Genomic DNA, 21,836 nt, shown 5'->3' with positions numbered 1-21,836 from the left:
ACTAACGGACAAACAGCCGGGAAACTTGAAACATTCTTACTCGAATTGTTTCCAGCTGGCATCTTTAAACTCAACCCGCTTGAAAGGTTCGACTTCGCGCATGGGATGGCCGTATTTGAACCATTTCCGCAGTTCGAGGGTGGAGGGCTGCTGCATGTATTGCCACTTGCCGATGTTGTCTGGGCCCAGGACGGGTTCAAAAGTTTCCAGCTCGTAATCCATGCTGCCCATACCGAGCTTGACGGCTGCTTTCAGCTGGATTCTCGGGGTAACGAGGTTTATGGCCTTGAACTTGTCGTCGCCGGGTTTCAGTCCCAGTTCGTCTGCACGGCTTCCAGGATAATTGGGGGCCTGGTCGATCAGGTCCACACAAGCGGTGTCAACGGCTACGATATCCTTGCCGGCCACTATGCCGATATCGGGTACGATGGGGGTCCCGGCCCAGGGGAAGCAGTCGCACTCCGGTGCCACATCGACAATGTAAGCCATAAAACCGATCTTGTCCGGATCGAAGCAGTTCAAGCAGCCTTTCGCCGCATCGGACATGGCAATTTGGGCGAAGGGGAAGTAATCGTCCTTGAAGCCGATGGTGCTTTGACCGGTGAACAAACAGGTGACCTGACAGCTGTAGCACAGGCGGCACTTGTCGTAATCGAAGTGCAGGCCCTTCTCATCAATTTTGATGGCTCCCTCCGGGCACCCGTCCATACATAATTCATGCCATTTGCACCCGAGGCCGGCGCAGTTCTCCGCGTTGACCAGGGGATAGCCGATGGCGTCCGCTGGATCCCCCCACATGGCCAGGTGGGTGCAGTATTTGCCCCGCTTGGATTGCGCACCGATGCCGATATTTTTAATCACGCCGCCGTAGGATGTAATGGGGTGACCCTTGGCGTGGGCTATGTTGATCAGCACGTCGGCTGCGGCAATGGCACGGCCGATGTAAGTTTCTTTCAAGATGTTGCCGTTGGGAATTTCCACCCGGACGTCATCGTGACCGATGTAACCGTCGGCGGGGATAACGGGACAACCCAGGGCATTGGGGTTAAAGCCGTGCCTGTAGGCGGTTTTTAAGATGCTGATTTCATCGAAACGGGAGCTGAATAAGTGGTAAGTTAATGTGGTGGTATCGGTAACAAAAGGCTTCCCACCGCATTTTTTGATTTCTTCAACAATTGCGGCCACATATTCGGGTCGCAGGCAGGCGGTACGGTTCCACTCGCCGACGTGGATTTTGACGGCCACCGTATCTCCGGGCTTGATACACTTGTCCAGTTCAGCGGCATAGAAGAGTTCCTTGGCCTTGGCGATTAAGCTTTCAGCCCAGTTGGTCGCACCGGCTGGCGCAAAGATTACTTTACTTTTAGCCAAATCACTGTACCCCCTTTTACAGATATTGTTTAAGAATTATGTTTGAGCTTTCCGGGCATTGATCCCCCCTTTCCCTGGTAAACACGTTGGCGGGAACGGAGAAAACATAAAGAAAACATAAATTGAAAATGCCGCGGTATAAAAACCTAGAGCAAGACAAATGCCAAACCTTGATTGAATGCCGGCGGGCGAATAAATTCCGCAGGAAATATAAAAAATCACATCTTCATTTGTTCCAAAAAGAAACAACCGGTTGTAACAAAGTGGAACGGGGTTTTTAAAAAAAATACACGAGTATTAAATCTAGTTCAAAAATTACTTTTATTTATAGTTTGGTAAGGATTTTGAATAGGAAGTGAATTTTACATCAAGTTTTTTTCATTGCTCGAAGCGGAGGGGGCTTTGATGAAAGCCGTTTACTTTGATTGTACCGGCGGTTTTAGCGCTGGAAGCGCGCTGGCGGCTTTAATTGGTGCGGGGGTGGATGCGGGGGTTGTCCAGCAGGCCCTGGCAAGGTTTGCTGCTACGAGATGCCAGATTGCCGTACATTATACCGTGGACAATCATGTAACCCTGAAATTTTCCGGCTTTGAGGACAGGAGTTACCCGGCGGAGGAAATTAACAGGATGGTTTTGAACAGTGGACTTTACCCGGGAACAATGACCACAATCACTGAATTGCTGCAAAAATTTTTCCTGCAGGAAAGCATGGTTTCCGCCGCGGTGCTGGTCAAAATGTTTGGCGTGCTTTACGGCTTGGAAAACCTGGGTGCGGGGAAAGTATACACTTCCCCCTTGCCGGTGGGGCACTCGTACCGGCGGGGCGGCAAAATACTGCCGGCTGCAGAAACTTTAGAGTTGCTCAAGGGATATCCCGTCATTATCACTCGTTTACCCGAACCCCTTATCACCCCCTGCGGGGCCGCATTGATCAATACCCTTGCCTATCCTCTTGAAGATTTATCTCTTATGCATCTGGAGAAAACCGGGTACGGTATGATGGAATACCCGGTTCGGGCGCTTGTGGGAACGGTGCGGGATAATTTATCCGGAATCCGGGAAATGACCGAACATGTCGTTGTAGCGGAGACGGCCATAGACGATATGAACCCCGAGTTTTACCCCTACGTCATGGAGAGATTGCTGGAAGCAGGAGCCCTGGATGTTTATCTCAAACCCGTAGTTATGAAAAAAGGGCGTTCCGGTATCATATTGACGGTCATATCTTACCGGGAGAGGCTGGACAGGCTGCTGGAAGTGGTCTTTGCCGAGACCACCACGCTGGGTGTACGCGTCCGTACCGAACAAAGGGTGTGCCTGAAAAGGGATTTTATTGCCGTGGAGACACCGTTCGGACCGGTGAAAGTCAAGCTGGCTTATTTAAATGTCCAGGATTCTCCGTTGAGGTTTGCGCCGGAGTTCGATGATTGCAAGGCAAGGGCGAAAGAAAGGGGTGTTCCCGTACAGGTGGTATACCGTGCCGCCCTGGTGGCGGCGGAAAAATTTACATCCAGTGACGGTAGCTGAATCGCGACAGGAATCTTCCCGGAAAAAAAGAAGGTATTTCGAAGATGATCTTCTGGAGAGAAAGCCCATGCGGATGATTAGCAAATTTGTAGCTCCCGAAATTATTTTCGGCCTGGGGGCCTTAAGCCAGGTGGGAGAAAGCGCCCTGCGCCTGGGAGCGACCAGGCTCTTTGTCATCAGCGATCCGGGGGTGGTGGCCAACCGGTGGGTGGACAAGGCCATCGCCCGCCTCAGGGAGGCCGGGCTTTCCTTCGAGGTATGGTTTGAGGTGACCAGCAATCCGAAGGATTACGAGGTGATCGAAGGGGTCAAGCGCTACCAGGAGACGGGTTGCGACGCCATTCTGGCCGTTGGGGGGGGTAGTCCCATCGACGTGGCCAAGGCCGTGGCCATCCTGGCCACCAACGGGGGAGTTATCCAGGATTACGAAGGGGTCAACAAGATCACCCGCCCCCTCCCGCCTTTGCTGGTTGTGCCCACCACGGCCGGTTCGGGGTCCGAAGTCACCCAGTTTGCCATTATTGTGGACACCCGGCGCAAGGTTAAGATGACAATTATATCCAAGTCCCTGGTGCCCGACATAGCCATTATCGACCCCGTGGTACTCCAGACCAAGGACGCCAGGCTGACAGCCGCTACCGGGCTGGATGCTTTAAGCCACGCCATCGAGTCCTTTGTCTCCCTGGCCGCAACCCCCCTTACCGACGTAAATGCTTTAAATGCCATACGCCTGGTTGCCAGGTACCTTCGCCCATCGGTTGCCTGCCGCTCCAACCTGGAGGCCAAGTCGGCCATGGCCATGGCTGCTTTACAGGCGGGTCTGGCTTTCTCCAACGCCATCCTGGGGGCCACCCATGCCATGGCCCACCAGCTGGACGCGCAGCTGGATTTGCATCATGGAGAAACCAATGCCATCCTTTTGCCATATGTAATGGAATTCAACATGATCGCCTGTGTGGAAAAATTCGCCCGGATAGCCGAGGCCATGGGCGAGAATATTGCAGGACTGAGTACATGGGAGGCGGCGGAAAGGGCCATCCAGGCGGTACGCAGGCTGGCCCGGGATCTTGATCTGCCGGATAAAATTAGCGTGGGGAACCTGTCGGAGGAGCGTATAAACAATCTTGCCCAAAACGCCCTGAAAGACGCCTGCATTATTACCAACCCGCGGGATGTTACCGAAAGGGATTTGCATAACCTTTTCGCTCTGACCTTGAAGAGAGGGATTCAGGTTGATTGACGACAAAGCCAGGCTGATCGAGAATTTGACGGGAGTCAGGTCGTCCAAGCTGAATTATTACGTGGAGTTGAAAAAACGCAACCGGGAAATTGTTATCCAGAACCGCCGTCTGGAGATCATCCACCAGTTGAGCCGGGATATCAATATCGACATGTCCCTGGAAATGATTGTACAAAGGGTTTATGAAAACCTTCCCCCGGTTATTCCGTCTGATTTTCTGGGCCTGATCACGCTGGAGGGCAGTGAGCTGCGCCTGGTGGCCACGCAGCCTCCGTTGCCCCACAGCGGTCTGGTGGTACCCCGGAATTCGGTACTCTGGGAGATCATTAGAAAACAGCAAGATCAGGTATATCTGTGTATTGCCGGTGAGGGGAAACATCTTGAGGAGCTTCCCGTGCGGCAGTTCGAGCTCAACTGCCTGATCCTGAATCCCCTGAAGGTGAAACAAAACATTATTGGTATGCTGGTAATCGGTACTCGGGAGAAGAATATCTACTCGCAAAATGATTTAACCTTCGCCCGGCAACTGGCGGACCAGTTGGCCATCTGCGTCCAGAACCGCCGTCTTTACGAGGAGGTGGTCCAGGCCAAGCGGGAATGGGAGGAAGCCTTCCGGGCGCGGGTGCAAATGCAGGCTCAACTGATCCAGTCAGCCAAGCTGGCCGCTATAGGTGAGATGGCCGCGGGAGTGGCCCACGAACTGAACAATCCCATGACCGTGATCCTTGGCAATGCCCAGATGCTGCATCGCGAGCTGGGGTCCGGCCATCCGGCTTTCCAGCTGCTCCAGGACATCGTCACCTGCGGCTTGCGCTGCAAAAAAATAATCCAGAACCTGCTCACCTTTGCCCGCCACGATCTGCCGGCGGTGGCGCCCACCGACCTCAATGAGGTGGTGGAAAGGGTATTGAGCCTGGTTAAATATCAAATCAACCGAAACGGCATAAAAGTCCAAACGGACCTGGCCCCGGACCTACCCAGGGTGGCCGCCAACGGGCAGCAGCTCGACCAGGTGCTGATCAACCTGCTGCTCAATGCCCGGGATGCCCTGGAAGGTGTGGAAAGGGAAAGGTATATTCGCATCGGTACCGGGGTGCGCAGGGGCGAAAATGGGCGACGTTATGTGTTCGCTGCTGTTCGGGACAACGGGCAGGGGATTTCCCCTAAAAATGTCAGCCGGGTATTCGATCCCTTTTTTACGACGAAAGAAGCTTCCCGGGGTACCGGGCTGGGGCTGAGCGTGAGCTTAGGCATTGCCCGGGCCCACGGGGGGACCATCGAGGTGGAGAGCCGTCCGGGTGAGGGAAGCGTCTTCACCCTGGTTCTTCCTCTGGAAGAAAGCTGGTCCTAGTTTTTTGCTTTACCAGCTCCTAATCCAGCCTGTTCCCGGGGGGATTGTCTTGTCTTTACAGGCACGTATCCTGGTGGTAGATGACGAAGTGGAGGTAGGCACCTTTTTCTGCTGCCTGCTGGAAAGAAAAGGATACCGGGTAACCGTGGCTACAAGTGGCCGGGAGGCCCGCGAGGCCATTAACGACCAGAAGTTTCACGTGGCGGTGGTTGATTTAAAGCTGCCCGATTCCGACGGCTTGTTCCTGCTCCAGGAGGTAAAAAAGGTGCAGCCCGGTTGTGAAGTCATTATCATGACCGGGTACAGCACCACCAGGACGGCCGTGAGGGCCATTCAGCTGGGAGCTTACGATTACATTGAAAAGCCCTTCGAGGACATTTCCCAGATCGAGGCCTTGATCGACAAGGCCCTCGATTTTGCCGGCGGTGCCGAGGAGAGGAAAAAAAGGCTTTCCACCGCCGAATGGGGCCATATTGCCGCCCGGACGGGAATGATTGTGGGGAACAGCCAGGTTATGAACCGGCTTCTTTCCGTGGCTTATAAAATCGCCCGCAAGGATGTTAACGTGCTCATTCAGGGGGAAACCGGTACGGGCAAGGAAGTGCTGGCCCGCTTCATCCATGCTGCCAGCCCCCGGTGTGATAAACCCTTTATAGCCGTCAACTGCGGGGCACTGCCGGAAAATCTTTTAGAAAGCGAGTTGTTTGGCCACGAAAAGGGTGCCTTCACCGGCGCCACCGGCAAGCGCAGGGGCATTTTCGAGCTGGCCAATCATGGTACCCTGTTCCTGGATGAGATTGGTGAGGCCAGCCTGTCCATCCAGGTAAAACTCCTCCGGGTGCTGGAGACCGGGGAGTTCATGCGGGTGGGGGGAGAAAAGCCCATTAAAACCGATGTCCGCGTGATTGCCGCCACCAATGTGGACCTGGAGCAGGCCGTCAGGGAAAAGAACTTCCGGGAAGATTTGTTTTACCGACTGGACGTGGTCCGGCTGCACCTGCCGCCTCTGCGGGAGCGCAGGGAGGACATTCCGGTGCTGGTCGAGCACTTTTTGCATGAGCTTTCGGACCGCGGCCTAAATCAAAATATAAAGATTTCTTCCGAAGCCATGAAGATAATCACGGGTTATTCCTGGCCGGGCAACGTGCGGGAACTGGTGAACGCCATCCACCAGGCCGCGGCCCTGTGCGACGGCGCGGTAATTTTGCCCGGCCACCTCTCGAGCCGCATAACAGGTGCTTCGAACCGTTTTCAAAAGCCGGGGGTGGTACTTCCGGACAAGCAGGCGGCAGGCTCGTCCTCTTTGAACCTGCTGCAAAACCTGGTGCATTCGGGGGATTTTCCGGCCGGCCTCGAGGATGAGGAACTGCCACGGGTTTTTCATATGTTAAAGGTGCTGGAAAACAGGGTACGGGAAGCGATGTCCCGCAGGGGCCTACCCTGTCCGCCTCCCGCAACCATTGAAGAGATGGAAAGGGAAGCCATCAACCAGGCCCTGGTTTATTCCCGCGGCAACATTACCCTGGCCGCACGCATACTGGGTATCGGGCGGAACACTCTCTACCGGAAACTAAGGGAAATGCAGGGCGAATCAAAAACGGTTGGTTGAAGAACTTTCCAGGAAAGTGTCCTGTTATGATTCTGGTGCCCTGTAATGGAGCAGGTATGGCGTATCAAAATGGTGCATTTATTTTGTAAGGGGCGAAGGCGGGCGGCAGGATTATGGAGGATGGCATAGAAATTGTATTGTAAGCAGAGGTGAATAAAACACTTTTATAGTTAGTTTAGCAAAAAAATTCAAAAAGGGGGAAAAAGTGGTGTCCAAGTTCCTGCGGGTTAACACAACCACCGGGGAAGTCAAATTTGAAGAAGTTCCGGAAAAGTACCTGGCCCTGGGAGGCAGGGCGCTCACATCCCAGCTGGTTTTCGACGAAGTACCGCCCACCTGTGATCCTCTCGGCCCCTACAACAAGCTGGTCATCGCCCCGGGATTGCTTTCCGGCACCAACGCACCGTCGTCAGGACGGTTGTCCGTGGGCGGAAAGAGCCCTCTCACCGGAGGAATTAAGGAAGCCAATGCCGGCGGTATTGCCTCGCAAAAGCTGGCCAACCTGGGCATCAAGGCCATCATTCTTGAGGGTAAGCCCGCGGGCAGCGACTGGTACCTGTTGAAGGTAACTCCCGCCGGGGCGGAGTTGCTGCCGGCCAACGATCTGGCCGGCAAGGGTACCTACGAGGTTACGGCCGTGTGCCGGGAGCGTTACGGTAACAAGGTTGCCGTGATTACCATTGGTCCTGCCGGCGAAATGCTCATGCTGGCCGCAGGGGTGACCAACAACGACAGCGAGGGCAACAGCAGCCGTTACGCCGGCCGTGGCGGCCTGGGGGCGGTAATGGGTTCCAAGAAAATTAAGGCCATCGTCGTGGACAGTCCCACCACCTTTGATGCTCCGGTTAAGGAACCCGAACGGTTTAAGGCGGCAGCCAGGAAGTTCACCCAAATTTTACAAAACCACCCCGTAACCGGGCAGGGCCTGCCCAGCTACGGTACCAATGTGTTGATGAACATTATCAATGAAGCCGGTGCCCTTCCCACCAGAAACTTCCGCTTCGGCCGCTTCGACAAGGCCAGCGAAGTCAGCGGGGAGAAACTGGCCGAAGTGGCCGTGGCCCGGGGAGGAAAGGCTACCCATACTTGCCACCCTGGTTGCGTCATGCGGTGCTCCAACGTGTATCCTATGCCCGACGGCAAGGTTTGTGCCCCCATTGAATATGAAACCGCCTGGTCCTTCGGCCCGAACCTGGAAATCGGCGACCTGGATGTTATAGCCAAACTGAACTACATCTGCAACGATGTGGGCCTCGACACCATTGAAACGGGGTGCACCCTGGGTGTGCTCATGGAGGCCGGCGTCATACCCTTTGGCGACGGTGAGGCTGCCATTAAAGCTTTAGAAGAAGTGGCCAAGGGCACGCCTCTGGGGCGGATTATCGGCAGCGGTTCGGCCAATGCCGGCCGGGTTTACGGTGTCACCCGCGTGCCCGCTGTGAAGGGCCAGGGCATCCCCGCCTATGACCCGCGGGCCTGCAAGGGCAACGGCGTTACTTATGCCACCACGCCCATGGGTGCCGACCATACTGCGGGTTACGCCGTGACGGCCAACATCCTCAAAGTGGGCGGTTACGTGGATCCCTTGAAGCCCGAAAGCCAGGTTGAGCTTTCCCGGAACCTGCAGATTGCCACTGCGGCGGTGGACAGCACAGGGTTGTGCCTCTTCGTGGCCTTCGCCGTTCTGGATAATCCGGAAGGATTGCCAACCATTGTAGAAATGATCAATGCCCAGTATGGCCTGAATTTAACGCCGGATGACGCGCTCAACCTGGGCAAGCAGGTATTGAAATTGGAAAGGGAATTCAACTTCAAGGCCGGGTTCACCAGCGCCGACGACCGGCTGCCCGAGTTCTTCAGCCTGGAAGAACTGCCGCCCCACAACGTGGTGTTTGACGTCAAAGAAGAGGAACTGGATCAGGTATTTAACTTCTAAATCAGGATGCAGGCAAGGCACCCCGGGCAGGGGTGTCTTGCCGCCTTTAAATAATAGTGGGGGTATGTTGTTTGCGGCTGGAAGTGCGAGTTTTCAGCGGACTGGAGAAATATATACCCGGGGCCCGTTTCGGCCGGAGTATAGAGGTGGAGCGTCCGGAAGGAATTACCGTGGCCGAACTTGTGGATAGCCTGGGCATTCCCCGGAGCCAGGTTTTTACGGTCCTGGTCAACGGGCGTCACGCGGCCATGGATGCCGTTTTGCAGCCCGGCGACCGTGTTTCCCTGTTCCCGCCGGTAGGTGGGGGATAAGTGAGATGAAAAGGGTGTTAGGGGATAATGAAAGAACTGACCTGGGAACAACAGAAGCGCTACCAGAGGAACATCCTCCTCCCCGGCGTGGGCATTGAAGGGCAGAAGAAGCTGTTGCGCGGCGGGGTACTGGTGGTGGGGGCCGGCGGGTTGGGTTCACCGGTAGCCTACTACCTGGCCGCGGCCGGAGTGGGGCGTTTAGGGCTGGTGGATGCCGATGTGGTGGATTTGTCCAACCTGCAGCGGCAAATCCTGCACCGCACTGGCGATATCGGCCGGCCCAAGGTGGAATCGGCCAGGGATAAACTGGTGGCTCTAAACCCGGACGTGCAGGTGGAGGTTTTCCCTGAGCGTTTGAGCGCCGCCAGTGCCGTCTCCTTGATCGAACGGTATGACATTGTTGTTGACTGCACCGATAATTTTGCCACCCGTTTCCTACTTAACGAAACCTGCCTGCGCCTGGGGAAACCCTTTATCTACGGCGGTGTACTGGCCTTTGCCGGGCAGGTGATGACCGTGATGCCGGGGGCAGGTCCCTGCCTGCGTTGTATTTTCCCCCACGAACCGGACCCGCACGTCCCCGGCTGTGCGGAACTGGGGGTTCTGGGGGCCGTGCCGGGTGTGATCGGCACCATCCAGGCCACGGAAGCCATCAAGTACCTCCTGGGGCTTGGCGATTTGCTGGTCGGCCGCTTGCTTACCTATGACGCCCTGTCCATGACCTTTTATGAAGTTTCCATAGATCGGGACTCCGGATGTCCGGCCTGCAGCTAAAAGGCGAGGTGACGGCGATGGCCAGAATAGAACTGCGGGCCTTTGGCCCGTTGATGAAGATTTTTTCCCAGCGGGGGTGGTCTTTACCGCTCCATGTGGAAATTGCTCCCGGTGAAACCCCCGGGGTTCTCTTAAAGCGCCTGGAAATACCTGAAGAACAGGTGGAAGTGGTCTTTATCAATGGCCGGGTGGAAAAAAAGAGCCATCCTCTACAAGACGGCGACCGGGTGGCTTTTATCCCGCCGGGGATACCTTCCATTCACAGGGTTATGCTGGGATTTTACGGCAAAAAGGCATAGTTAAAGTTCCTTTTGTGTACAACACCTTCACGGTGTTTTTTATTTGCGCACGGCAGGTTATCGGGGGCTGATGGAGAAATTTTTAGTTAACGTTCTTTTCGGGGGGTACGCTCATGGCAAAGGAACTGGCGGTCAACCCCGGCAAGTGTATCGGTTGTTGCACCTGTGCCCTTACCTGTGCCATTACCCACCATGGGGAGTTCAACCTTACAAAAGCCTATATCTGGATCACCAGGCATGAGTTTGACGGTACATTTGCCATGACCTTTTCATCCTGTTGCCGCGGCTGCAAAAAATGTGCTCTGGCCTGCCCCGCGGGAGCCCTGCGGGTGGTTGAAGCAGCCGGGGCGGCGGAATAGAGAGGGGGTTAATGCGTGTACGGTTACAGCGGTAAAATGCTGGATATCGACCTCACTGCCGGGAAAATAGGGGAACGCCCGGTGGAGCAGGATTTGGCCGGGGAGTATTTAAGCGGCCTGGGATTTAACGCCCGTTTGCTGTATGAAGAAATTCCCGCCGGTACCGACCCCCTCGGCCCGGAAAATGTCCTTGCCTTTAATGTGGGAGTGCTGGTGGGGACGACGGTGCCCACCGCGTCCCGCACCGAAGCTTCCGCCCTCTCGCCCGCTACCGGCCTGTTTGGCACGGCCAACTCCGGCAACTTCTGGGGGAGCGAGCTCAAGTTTGCCGGATTTGACGGGGTGATCATCCGGGGAAAGGCTGACTCGCCGGTTTATGTATGGATCTGTGACGGTCAGGCAACAATTTTACCGGCGGGCCACCTCTGGGGACGGGATGCCTGGGAGACGGTGCGCCAGATCCGCCGGGAACTGGGCGATGACGCTATCCAGGTGGCGGCCATTGGCCAGGCCGGTGAAAACCTGGTCCGCTTTGCCAGCATAGAAAACGGCCCCTTTGATGCCTGGGCCCGCACGGGGCTGGGGGCGGTAATGGGCAGCAAAAATTTGAAAGCCGTGGCCGTTCGGGGCCGGGGTGCGGTACGGGTGGCGGACAGGAAAGAGTTTTTGCAGGCCGTGGAGGATACCCGTAAAGCCATCTTTTCCTCCCCCTTTTACGGTTCTTTTTGCCGCTTCGGCACCATGCTGGCCAGCCTGCCCTACCAGGAGTTCGGGGCCCTACCGGGGCGCAATTACCAGCGCGGTGCCATTGACGGCTGGGTTGAAACCCGCAGCCGCAAGGTCCTGCCCAGGTACAGTACCCGCGGGGTGGCCTGTATGGCCTGTCCCATTGCCTGCGCCCACTGGGTGGAAGTGAAGGAAGGCCCTTATGCCGGCCTGAGACTTAAAGACCTGGAAGTTACACCGGTGATCGGCTTTGGAGCCGGGTGTGATATCAACAACTTGCCGGCCATCGCTATGCTTACCGAAACCTGTCAGCGCCTGGGTATGGACATGGTTTCCGCGGCGGCGGTGGTGGCCTTCACCATGGAGCTGTACGAGAAAGGGTTGCTCAGCGAAAAGGAACTGGGCTTCTCCCTTGACTGGGGTGATGAACGGGCGACCATTTCCCTGCTCGATATGATTGCCCACCGCCGGGGCGTGGGCGATTTGCTGGCCGAAGGCGTCAAGAGGGCGGCACGGCATTTCCCCGGAGCATCAAGATATGCCGTGGAAGTCAAGGGGCTGGAGTGTTTCCTTTTAGATCCCCGGGCCCGTTGGTCCACCTGGACCCTGGGGTATATTACCAACGTGCGGGGCGGGGACCACCTGCGTACCCGGAACCCGGTGGAAAATCTCCGTTACAACGAAAACCCCATCCCTTACCTTACCGAGAAGTTTGGTTTTCCGGAAGAGATGTACGACCGGCTGGACATGCCGGAGGAGTGGAAAAAAGAGATTTTCGATCCGGTTACCCGGGATGTAAACATACCCAAAATGTCCCGGTGGGCGGAGGATCTCATTGCCGTTTACAACGCCCTGGGCATGTGCATCCGCCCGCCCGTGCTGCATACCGTGGGGCCCACCCTTTTTGCCCGCCTGTATACCAGCCTGACCGGAATTGACATTACACCGGCGGAAGTGATCAGGGCGGGAGAGCGTATCTGGAACCTCCAGAAGCTGTTCAACCTGCGCCACGGAGAAAAACCCGCCGATTCCGATTACCCCTCCCGTTTTTACGACGAGCCTGTGACGGCCGGTCCTGCCGCCGGGCGCAGGCTTGACCGCGAGAAGGTGCGGGAGGTTTTGAGGGAATATTACCTGGCCCGGGGGTGGGATCCGAATACGGGGGTGCCCGGCGCCGCAAAGCTGGCGGAGCTGAATTTAACGGAGATAGTTGAACGATACGACAGCCAAAAAAGGAGTTGAAGGAGTTTGGAAATCTTCTGGCAGGGTTTTGTAGAGGCAGTTCGTTTGCTGGCGACAGGCGATCCCGAGGTGCTGGAGATTACCTTACGCACTTTAAAGATCTCGGGTTTCGCCACGCTGATCAGTGTTTTAATTGGCGTTCCTTTCGGTACACTGTTAGCCCTTACCAATTTTCCTGGACGCCGTTTTCTGGTAAGTGTGGTTAACTTTGGCATGGGCCTGCCGCCGGTGGTGGTGGGACTGGCGGTCTGGCTTACCTTTACCCGGTACGGGCCCCTGGGTTTCCTCGACCTCCTTTACACCCCTGCGGCCATGGTGGTAGCCCAGGCCATTATTGCTTCCCCTATTGTGGCCGGCTTTACCGTGGCTGCCATGCAATCCCTTAACCCCAGGATTCCCTTGCAGATCCTGGCCCTGGGGGCTTCCCGGCTACAGATGCTGCGGCTTCTGGTGCGGGAGGCCCGGTTGGGCCTGCTGGCCGCGGTTATGGCCGGGTTTGGCGGCGTAATTTCCGAGGTGGGCGCCTCCATGATGGTCGGCGGCAACATTGCCGGAAGCACCCGGGTGCTTACGACGGCCACGGTACTGGCAGTGGGCCAGGGCAAGTATGAGCTGGCCACCGCCTTGAGCATCATTTTGCTGCTCCTGGCCTACGGCATTACCGCCTTTTTAACCATGGCCCAGCAGCGCGGCAGCCATGTTTAAAGATCGCAGTGATGAGGGCGACGGGGGCGACCGCCGCCCTGACAGCGTTGCCATATTTAAGGAGAGAAAAATGGATGAAGGAATTATTTCAGGCAGTTACCATTAAAGAGGCGCGGGAAACAATTTTAAATCATGTAACCTTTCCCCGGGATGGGGAGAAAGTTTCGTTGTTGTCCGCCCTCAACCGTTGTCTTTTGCATGATGTAGTGGCCGTTGACAATGTGCCCGGGTTTGACCGCTCCACCATGGATGGTTTTGCCGTGCGGGCAAGGGATACCTTTGGAGCCTCCGAGGGCCTGCCCGCCTACCTGGAGGTGACCGGGGAAGTCCTGATGGGTGTGGCGCCGGAAGGGGAGTTGAAGCCGGGCCAGGCCTGGCGCATTGCCACGGGCGGCATGCTGCCCTCCGGTGCCGACGCGGTGGTCATGGTAGAGCATACCGAGGAACTGGATGATAAGACCATTGGCGTTACCAGGCCCGTGGCCCCCGGGGAAAACGTCGTCCGCCGGGGCGAGGATGTCCCGGCGGGGAGCGTGGTATTGCCGGCGGGGCACTGCTTGCGGCCGCAGGACCTGGGAATACTGGCCGCGGCCGGGGTTGTCGCGGTGGAGGTAAGACGCCCCTTAAGGGTGGGTATCATCTCCACAGGCGATGAAGTGGTCTCCCCGGAAGAAAAGCCGGCCCCGGGCCAGGTGCGGGACATCAACTCTTATACCCTTTACGGCGCGGTGGCCGCCTGTAGCGGCGAGCCCCGCCTGTACGGCATTGTCCGGGACGACTTTCACCAGCTGCAGGAACGGCTGGCCCGGGCCCTTTCTGAAAACGATATGGTGCTGCTCTCCGGGGGTAGCTCGGTGGGCACCCGGGACGTGGCGGCCCGGGTGATTGATTCCCTGGGGCGGCCGGGGGTTTTATTTCACGGAGTTTCCCTGAAACCCGGCAAGCCCTCCGTGGGGGCGGTGGTAAACGGCAAACCGGTCTTCGGGCTGCCCGGGCATCCCGCCTCGGCCCTGGTGGTCTTTGAGCTGCTGGTGGCCCCTTTGATTAGATCTTACAGTTACCCCCAGGAAAGCTTCCGGGAATTCCCCTTGAGGGCGCGGATAACCCGCAATTTGCGTTCCGCCGCCGGGCGAGAGGATTTCGTACGGGTGAAACTGCGTTTGCAGGACGGGGAGCTTCACGCGGAGCCCGTGCTGGGCAAATCGGGCCTGATTACTACTATGGTTCGTGCCGACGGGCTGGCCCGCATCCCGGCGGGCAAAGAAGGTGTGGAAACGGGCGAATGGGTGGAGGTCAAACTTTTTTGAGGAGTGATGGCGTTGTCTAAGGTCACGGGCAAACGGGACGTTTATCTGGACGACCGGCCCTGGGAAGAAGCCCTGGAAGAATACATGGCTTACCTTGAGCAAAAAGGGGCGCTCAATCCCGGACCGCCCGAGGTTGTGGCGGTGGAGGAAGCCCGGGGCCGGGTAACAGCGGCTCCCGTTTATGCACGGGTGTCTTCGCCCCACTACCACGCGGCGGCCATGGACGGCTATGCGGTCAAGGCTGCCCTTACCTTTGGTGCTTCCGAAACTGCTCCCAAACGGCTGGCTGTGGGCAGTGAGGCCATCATGGTCGATACGGGTGATCCCCTCCCCGAAGGTTGCGATGCGGTGATCATGGTGGAGGACGTGCATTTTATATCCTCCGAAGTCCTGGAGATCACTCAGCCGGTTTATCCCTGGCAGCACGTGCGGCCCATTGGAGAAGATATAGTCGCTACGGAGATGATCGTTCCCGCCAATCACCGGGTGCGTCCCATGGACATCGGGGGGCTCCTCGCCGGAGGGGTAACGGAAATTTACGTACACCCCCGGCCCCGGGTGGCCATTTTGCCCACCGGCACCGAACTGGTGGAACCCGGGCAGAAGCTGAGGCCCGGGGATATTATCGACTACAACAGTCGGGTGCTGGCAGGACTGGTGAACGAGTGGGGGGGAGTGCCGGTCCGCAAAAAGATCACCGCCGATGATTTTGAAGCCCTGCGCCAATCCCTGCTGGAAGCCCTGCAGGACTCGGATGTAGTGCTGATCAATGCTGGCTCTTCGGCCGGCAGTGAGGATTACACGGCGGAAGTTATCAGAAGTGTGGGCCGGGTGCTGGTGCACGGTGTGGCCACAAAACCGGGGAAGCCGGTGATCCTGGGGGAAGTGGGCGGGCGGCCGGTGATCGGGGTGCCCGGTTACCCCGTATCGGCCTACCTGTGTGCGGATTTGTTTGTAAAACCAATCATATACAAAAAGCTTGGTTCCATCCCGCCGGCCCGCCGGAAAATTGAAGCCACCGTTTCCCGCAAGCTGGTCTCTTCCCTGGGCGTGGAGGAGTTTGTGCGGGTTAAACTGGGACAGGTGGGGGAAAAGATCATTGCCACCCCCATATCCCGGGGAGCGGGCATTATTATGTCTCTGATCCGGGCCGACGGCATTGTGCGCATACCCCGTCTTTCCGAAGGTTTCGGTGCGGGCCGGGCGGTGACGGTTGAACTCCTGCGTCCCATGGAAGAGATCGAGGAAACCACTGTGATCATCGGCAGCCACGATATCGCCCTGGACGTCCTGGCCAATCACCTGCGGCGCCTTTACCCCCAGGCCAGCCTGTCCAGCGCCCATGTGGGAAGCCTGGCTGGTTTGAATGCCTTGAAAAGGGGAGAGGCCCACTGTGCCGGCACGCATCTTTTAGATGAGGAAACGGGTGAGTACAATGTTTCCTATATCCGGCGCTTGCTGCCGGACAGGGGAGCAGTGCTGGTCAACCTGGTCTACCGGGAACAGGGGCTGATTGTGGCCAAAGGCAATCCCAAAGGAATCAGGGGGTTGGAGGACCTGGCCCGCCCCGATGTCACCTTTGTGAACCGGCAGCGGGGGGCGGGCACCCGGGTTTTGCTGGATTACCACTTGAAACAGCTGGGGATCAGCCCGGCCCAAATAAACGGTTACGAGCGGGAGGAATACACCCACATGGCCGTGGCGGCGGCCGTGGCCGGCGGGGTGGACGCGGGGTTGGGCATCCGGGCCGCCGCCCAGGCCCTGGGGCTCGACTTTATCCCCCTGGCCGAGGAGCGCTACGACCTCTGCATCCCCCGGGAATACTGGGATACACCTTACATCCAGCGTTTGTTGACCGTAATGAGCCAGCCAGACTTCCGCAAAGAGGTAGAAGCTCTGGGCGGGTACGATTTGCGGGACTGCGGCAAGGTCGTGTGGGAACATAACATTTAGTAAAACCGTGGTGACAGGGATGCGGCGCACATCTTAGGCGGGGCATTGAAGTGAGCTCCGGACAGCACCGCATCCCACCGGTTTTCAGGGAGAAGGGACCAATGACTAAGGATGAACTGCGTGTGTTGCTGGAAGATGTGCGCCACGGCCGCCTGGAAGTGGATGCGGCTTTAGACAGGCTCAAGACCCTGCCCTACGAAGACCTGGGGTTTGCCAAGGTGGATCACCACCGGGCCCTGCGCAAGGGTTTCCCGGAAGTGGTTTTCTGCCAGGGCAAAACCACGGATCAAGTAGTGGAGATTGTGCAAAGGCTTTGCGGGAACAACCGGACCGTTCTGGCTACCCGGGCCGCCCGGGAGGTATACGAAGCGGTACGGGCCGTTTTCAGTGACGCTGTTTATTCGGAACTGGCGCGCACTATTGTGGTGTACCGCGGGGAGCGCCCCCAGCCAAAAGGCAATGTGCTGGTGATGTCGGCGGGGACCGCCGATCTGCCGGTGGCCGAGGAAGCGGTTGTGACTGCCGAAGTGATGGGCAACCATGTGCGCCGGTGTTACGATGTGGGAGTGGCCGGCATCCATCGTTTACTGGACAAGCTGGACCTGATTCAGTGGGCGCATGTGATTATTGTAGTCGCGGGAATGGAGGGGGCCCTGGCCAGCGTGGTGGCCGGGCTGGCGGAGCAGCCGGTTATCGCCGTGCCCACCAGCGTCGGTTACGGGGCCAATTTTCACGGCCTGGCCGCCCTTCTCACCATGCTGAACAGCTGTGCTTCCGGCATTGGTGTGGTCAATATCGATAACGGTTTTGGTGCCGCCGCCCTGGCCAGCGCCATCACCCGCATGATTGTGGGGCCGGAATGATGAGAGTAGCGTACTTTGATTGTTTTTCCGGCATTAGTGGTGACATGTGCCTCGGCGCCTTGATTGGCGCGGGGGTGGATTTCGAACAACTGGCCGGGGAATTAAAAAAGCTGCCGGTGGAAGGTTACCGGTTGCGCCTGGAAAAAGTGAAGCGCAATGGGATTTCGGCTATTAACTTCTTTGTAGACGTGGACGCCCACGGCCAGCCGGACAGGCATTTGAAGGATATTGAGGAAATAATTGCCCAAAGCTCCCTGCCCGAAGAGGTGAAAGAAAAAAGCAAAGCGGTATTCCACTGCCTGGCCCGGGCTGAAGCCGGGGTGCACGATACAACCCCCGAGCGCATTCACTTTCACGAAGTGGGTGCGGTAGATGCCACCATCGACGTGGTGGGCACCGTGCTCGGGCTGCATCTGCTGGGCGTGGAAAAGGTCATCATTTCCCCCCTGTCCATGGGAAGGGGCCTTATTCGCTGCATGCACGGGCTGATCCCGTCGCCTGCCCCGGCTACGCTGGAGATTCTATCTGAAAGGAAAGTGCCGGTCTACGGGACCGGCGTTGACGGTGAACTGGTGACGCCTACGGGGGCCGCCCTGGCGGCCACCCTGGGCAACGACTTTGGGGAAATGCCCCTCATGACCGTTTCCCGGGTTGGTTACGGGGCCGGAAAGAAAACTTTTAAGCACCCCAACCTGCTGCGCGTGATCATCGGAGAGGTTCTGGAAAAGTGTGTGGATGCCGCCGGCCCCGCATTAGCCGGTGATCAACCTGGTGGACCGGTGCACGATCACGGGCACCATTCTTGATTAAGCTAATCAAAAGATTATGAGCCGGTGGGCCTTCTTACCGGTGCTTGCTCACCGGCCGTGCTGCTCTCAAAAACCCGGTAAAAGGACCATTACCTGCAAAAGGGTTCTTTTGCCGGCCCCGTTTGGCCCGTTCAGGGCGATGTTTTCCCCTCATGCAGGGCAAAATGATCTGATGAAAAACGAAATGAGTAAGGAAGGAAGGAAGAAGGGTCCGCTTTTTAGCAAAACTAAGGGTGGAAATGGATGTAAAGACTGGAGAGGGCCTTTTCAGTCTGCCCGATCTGGGGTTTCCAGGACGAAAATACGAAGCCATGATTGCTGATCATGTGTTACGCGAAAAAAAGGATGTTCTGTTTGCATCTTCAGAAACCTGGGGTATTGTTGAGCTTGAGTGGCGAATGGAAAGAATCCTCGGGCGGCAAGAAGAAGGACGTGTATTTTTGATTGATTTTAAACCATTTCGACCCTACCGGGTAGATCTGGAGTTTTATCAGGAAGCAAGGAAAGAATTTAACCTTGAGGAATGGATTGATATCCTTTTGATGGCGGTGGACTACAACCCCGCTGGTTTTTTAAGTAATGAAGAGAAATTGACCATGCTTAGCCGTTTGTTGCCTTTTGTGGAGAAAAGAGTAAATATTATTGAGCTGGCTCCAAAGGGAACAGGAAAGTCTTACCTTTTTTCCCAGATCAGTAAATACGGGTGGCTGGTTAGCGGGGGGAGCATCAGCAGGGCGCGTTTATTTTATGACCTCAGCCGGCGCAGCACCGGTCTGGTGAGTCGTTATGACTATGTTGCCCTGGATGAAATCCAGAGCATTAGCTTTCCTGACGAAGAAGAAGTGCGGGGGGCACTTAAAGGATATCTTGAAAGTGGCGAGTATAGGGTGGGGGACTACCGGGGAGTGGGTGAAGCCGGGTTTGTCTTGCTGGGCATATTAGTGAAGATAACATGAACGAAAATACCAATATGTTTCGGGAGTTACCGGCCATATTTCACGAGTCAGCCCTCATCGACCGTTTTCATGGCTTTATTAAAGGCTGGCATGTTCCGCGGATGAGAGAAAATATGAAGGCGGAGGGGTGGGGGCTAAATGTGGAGTACTTTTCAGAGATATTACATGCTTTACGGAGCGAAATTCGCTACCGTGCCGTAGTTGACGACCTGCTCGAGGTGCCTAAGGGGGCAGATGCCAGGGATACCGAGGCGATAAAAAGGCTGGCCACTGGATTTTTAAAATTGTTATTTCCCCATGCTCTTTCGATAAATGATATAAAGATTGACGAGTTCATGGCATACTGCCTGAATCCGGCCCGCCTGATGCGGGCAACGATAAGAAAACAACTTCATCTTATGGATTCTGAGTATTCGGAAGCCGTGCCAGAAATAAGATGTGCTTCTATTACTTAAAGTACCGGTTTAACGAACGTACTCAAACTGGCCGGGCGGGGCGAGTATAAAAAGCTCATCATCGAATATCCCGACCGGCTGGCCCGGTTTGGATATTCATATATCGAGCGACACCTGAAATACTGCGGCGTGGAAATAATAGTTATCGCGGAAAAAGAACCGGAGGACGCTCATACTGAGCTGATCCGGGACCTGCTGGCCATAGTCACGTCCTTTTCGGCCCGGTTATACGGAGCCAGGGGCGGCAAAAAAGTCAGGCAGGGTTTCGGGAACTGATTGCGGGAGTGGAGCCGGATGAAAAAGCCGAAAAAGAAGAAAACGGTTAACCCGGATGAAAGCATAAAATACACCGTATGCGGCGAATGGTTCCCGGAAAGTTTTCCTGCCCGGCGCAGTCTACGTTGGGGCCGAGGGGAAGAAGACCCCCTGGCTACCGAGATGCGCCTTTTTTGTTCATGCCAGCGCTGGGTCTTCAACCGGTTGCTGGAAGGCCGTTCCCGTGAAGAACTCAAAAAAGAAGGCCAGGGATTGTTCGGCATAAACTCCCGTTTTTGTGACGATGCTCTATTAAAGGCAAGGGCCATTATTGAATCACAGAGAGAGCTACTGGCGTTGGAGATAGAAGAAACCGGAACGAAACTGGCCCGGGCCAGGAAGAAGCTTAGCCGGGCGGAAAAAGACCTGGCCACAGCGATAAAAACTGGTAATCCGGTAAAAATCGAAAAAGCCGAACGCATCGTACACGGCCGCAAAGCGCGGGTTAAAAAACTGAGTGATAAGCTGGATGAACTGAAAACCCATCAAAATAACGGCACCATACCCACAGTAGTTTTTGGCGGCCGTTCTTTGTGGAAGCGAGTCTGCAGGGGTAGAGCCACAAAAGAAGAATGGCGAAACGCCCGGCAGAACCGGCTGTACACCCGGGGAGACGAAACCAAGGGCGGCAACCCGAACATCAAAATAAGCTACTGCAGCGGAGAATTTGCTTTGTCCGTAACCGTCTCCCACCTGTCCGAGCAGACAGGCACAGACAGCAAAGGTAGACCGGTAATGACGAGGGCTCCCCGGGTAACGGGAAAGCTCTGGCTGCCGGAAAAGCACCGGCTCAGGGTGTGGGAACTGCTTCTTTCCGGTGCCCCCTATAATGTTGAGTTAATCAGAGGTCGGGACGGCCGGTACAGGGTGCACATTACATTCACCATAACGGCACCTGATCCGGTGACCAGTTCCAACCGGGGCTACCTGGGCATGGATACCAACCCGGACGGTGTAGCTTTGGCCAACGTCAATTATTTCGGCCAACCCGAAGCCTGGCCGGAAGGATTCACCGTTCCATACCCGAAGGCCCTGCACAAATTTGCCGGGGAATTCCAGATGACGGTACACCCAAACGGTTTTCTGTACATCAAGATGCCGGAACTTGCTTACAGCCGCGGATACCGGCGCACATACTTAATTGGCGTACTGGCCAAAGTGGTGGTGGACATAGCAAAAGCTCTGGGTAAGCCCATCGCATTAGAGGACCTGGACTTCGGTAAGGACCGGCTGGACACGGACAGGAAATTCAACCGCATGGCGGCCAACTTTCCGTTCAAGAAGATAATCGAGGCCGTCACGCGCAAGGCCACAAGAGAAGGGGTGGGGATAAAACCGGTCTGGCCGGTGCACACGTCCACCATTGGTTATTACAAATTCATGGAGCGGTACGGGGTAATTATCCACCACGCCGCCGCTTTAACTATCGCCCGGCGGGCGATAGGCTTCAGAGAGCGCATTACCAACGAGTTGAAGCAAAAAATTCGAGTCATCAAAGAGAAGCTGAACCGGAAGGTTGATTCCTTACCTGGGGAAGGAAAAGGGATGACCCGAAAGGTGAAGCGGCTCTTCAACCGGCTGGACGGGAAGATTTCTGTTCACAACGAACTGCCCCGTTTTAAGCAGGAATCGTTTTATTCCGTCTGGCACGAGTTGAAGCAGCTTGCTTTATCAAGTAGGTGACCCCGTTTAGCCGGTGTCGGACAAACCGGTAGGCCGTATCTAACA

At 56.3% G+C, this 21,836-nt stretch carries 18 protein-coding genes and 1 pseudogene; 18 read left to right on the top strand and 1 reads right to left on the bottom strand.

Annotated features, from left to right (window positions below; translation table 11 throughout):
- Positions 1–36: 36 nt before the first annotated feature.
- Positions 37–1,371, bottom strand: coding sequence for a DUF362 domain-containing protein (locus tag BUA65_RS05740; RefSeq protein WP_072867939.1), 1,335 nt, complete (start codon positions 1,369–1,371; stop codon positions 37–39).
- 405 nt (positions 1,372–1,776) lie between these two features.
- On the opposite strand from BUA65_RS05740, the gene larC2 reads away from it, so the two are divergent.
- The 18 genes and pseudogenes from larC2 (at position 1,777) to BUA65_RS05650 (ending at position 21,791) form a co-directional block, all read left to right on the top strand.
- Entirely contained in the window at positions 1,777–2,898 is a 1,122-nt protein-coding gene (larC2, locus tag BUA65_RS05735) for a nickel pincer cofactor biosynthesis protein LarC2 (RefSeq protein WP_072867937.1), read from the top strand.
- A gap of 67 nt (positions 2,899–2,965) precedes the next feature.
- On the top strand, positions 2,966–4,138 hold the full coding sequence (locus tag BUA65_RS05730) for an iron-containing alcohol dehydrogenase (RefSeq protein WP_072867935.1): 1,173 nt from the start codon (positions 2,966–2,968) through the stop codon (positions 4,136–4,138).
- Complete coding sequence (locus tag BUA65_RS05725; protein WP_072867933.1) at positions 4,131–5,489, top strand: sensor histidine kinase; 1,359 nt, start codon at positions 4,131–4,133, stop codon at positions 5,487–5,489. Before BUA65_RS05730 ends, BUA65_RS05725 begins: the two co-directional genes overlap by 8 nt.
- 49 nt (positions 5,490–5,538) lie before the next feature.
- Positions 5,539–7,098 carry a sigma-54-dependent transcriptional regulator gene (locus tag BUA65_RS05720; protein ID WP_072867931.1) on the top strand — a complete coding sequence of 520 codons (1,560 nt, stop codon included), beginning with the start codon at positions 5,539–5,541 and terminating at the stop codon, positions 7,096–7,098.
- A 208-nt stretch (positions 7,099–7,306) separates the two neighbouring features.
- Positions 7,307–9,034: an aldehyde ferredoxin oxidoreductase family protein gene (locus BUA65_RS05715; RefSeq protein ID WP_072867929.1), complete on the top strand. Its 1,728-nt coding sequence runs from the start codon at positions 7,307–7,309 to the stop codon at positions 9,032–9,034.
- 71 nt (positions 9,035–9,105) lie between these two features.
- Entirely contained in the window at positions 9,106–9,345 is a 240-nt protein-coding gene (locus BUA65_RS05710; RefSeq protein ID WP_072867927.1) for a MoaD/ThiS family protein, read from the top strand.
- Between the two features lie 27 nt (positions 9,346–9,372).
- Positions 9,373–10,119, top strand: a complete 747-nt coding sequence (locus BUA65_RS05705; RefSeq protein ID WP_072867926.1) for a HesA/MoeB/ThiF family protein — start codon at positions 9,373–9,375, stop codon at positions 10,117–10,119.
- A 17-nt stretch (positions 10,120–10,136) separates the two neighbouring features.
- Positions 10,137–10,418, top strand: a complete 282-nt coding sequence (locus tag BUA65_RS05700) for a MoaD/ThiS family protein (protein WP_072867924.1) — start codon at positions 10,137–10,139, stop codon at positions 10,416–10,418.
- Between the two features lie 113 nt (positions 10,419–10,531).
- Positions 10,532–10,777 carry a 4Fe-4S dicluster domain-containing protein gene (locus BUA65_RS05695; RefSeq protein WP_072867922.1) on the top strand — a complete coding sequence of 82 codons (246 nt, stop codon included), beginning with the start codon at positions 10,532–10,534 and terminating at the stop codon, positions 10,775–10,777.
- 15 nt (positions 10,778–10,792) lie between these two features.
- Positions 10,793–12,745: an aldehyde ferredoxin oxidoreductase family protein gene (locus tag BUA65_RS05690; protein ID WP_084062096.1), complete on the top strand. Its 1,953-nt coding sequence runs from the start codon at positions 10,793–10,795 to the stop codon at positions 12,743–12,745.
- Positions 12,746–12,751: 6 nt separating this feature from the next.
- Entirely contained in the window at positions 12,752–13,450 is a 699-nt protein-coding gene (locus tag BUA65_RS05685) for an ABC transporter permease (protein ID WP_072867920.1), read from the top strand.
- A gap of 74 nt (positions 13,451–13,524) precedes the next feature.
- Positions 13,525–14,757: a molybdopterin molybdotransferase MoeA gene (locus tag BUA65_RS05680; RefSeq protein WP_072867918.1), complete on the top strand. Its 1,233-nt coding sequence runs from the start codon at positions 13,525–13,527 to the stop codon at positions 14,755–14,757.
- 12 nt (positions 14,758–14,769) lie between these two features.
- The gene (locus tag BUA65_RS05675; protein ID WP_242656240.1) at positions 14,770–16,710 is read left to right on the top strand and encodes a molybdopterin biosynthesis protein; all 1,941 of its coding nucleotides are present in this window, start codon (positions 14,770–14,772) and stop codon (positions 16,708–16,710) included.
- Between the two features lie 101 nt (positions 16,711–16,811).
- Positions 16,812–17,573: a nickel pincer cofactor biosynthesis protein LarB gene (gene larB / locus BUA65_RS05670; protein ID WP_072867915.1), complete on the top strand. Its 762-nt coding sequence runs from the start codon at positions 16,812–16,814 to the stop codon at positions 17,571–17,573.
- The gene (gene larC / locus BUA65_RS05665) at positions 17,570–18,379 is read left to right on the top strand and encodes a nickel pincer cofactor biosynthesis protein LarC (RefSeq protein ID WP_242656239.1); all 810 of its coding nucleotides are present in this window, start codon (positions 17,570–17,572) and stop codon (positions 18,377–18,379) included. Before larB ends, larC begins: the two co-directional genes overlap by 4 nt.
- A 206-nt stretch (positions 18,380–18,585) precedes the next feature.
- Positions 18,586–19,793, top strand: a pseudogene (gene brxL / locus BUA65_RS05660) (BREX system Lon protease-like protein BrxL); the annotation flags it as partial.
- A gap of 27 nt (positions 19,794–19,820) precedes the next feature.
- A complete protein-coding gene (locus tag BUA65_RS05655; RefSeq protein WP_439328932.1) occupies positions 19,821–20,069 on the top strand; it encodes a recombinase family protein in 249 nt (82 codons plus the stop codon).
- 18 nt (positions 20,070–20,087) lie between these two features.
- Positions 20,088–21,791 (top strand): SSO2105 N-terminal domain-containing protein, encoded by a 1,704-nt coding sequence (locus BUA65_RS05650; RefSeq protein ID WP_072867913.1) that lies wholly within the window; start codon positions 20,088–20,090, stop codon positions 21,789–21,791.
- Positions 21,792–21,836 lie beyond the last annotated feature (45 nt).

The organism is Desulfofundulus thermosubterraneus DSM 16057, from assembly GCF_900142025.1.
GTDB lineage: Bacteria > Bacillota > Desulfotomaculia > Desulfotomaculales > Desulfovirgulaceae > Desulfofundulus > Desulfofundulus thermosubterraneus.
This window is presented reverse-complemented; position numbering and strand designations above follow the sequence as displayed.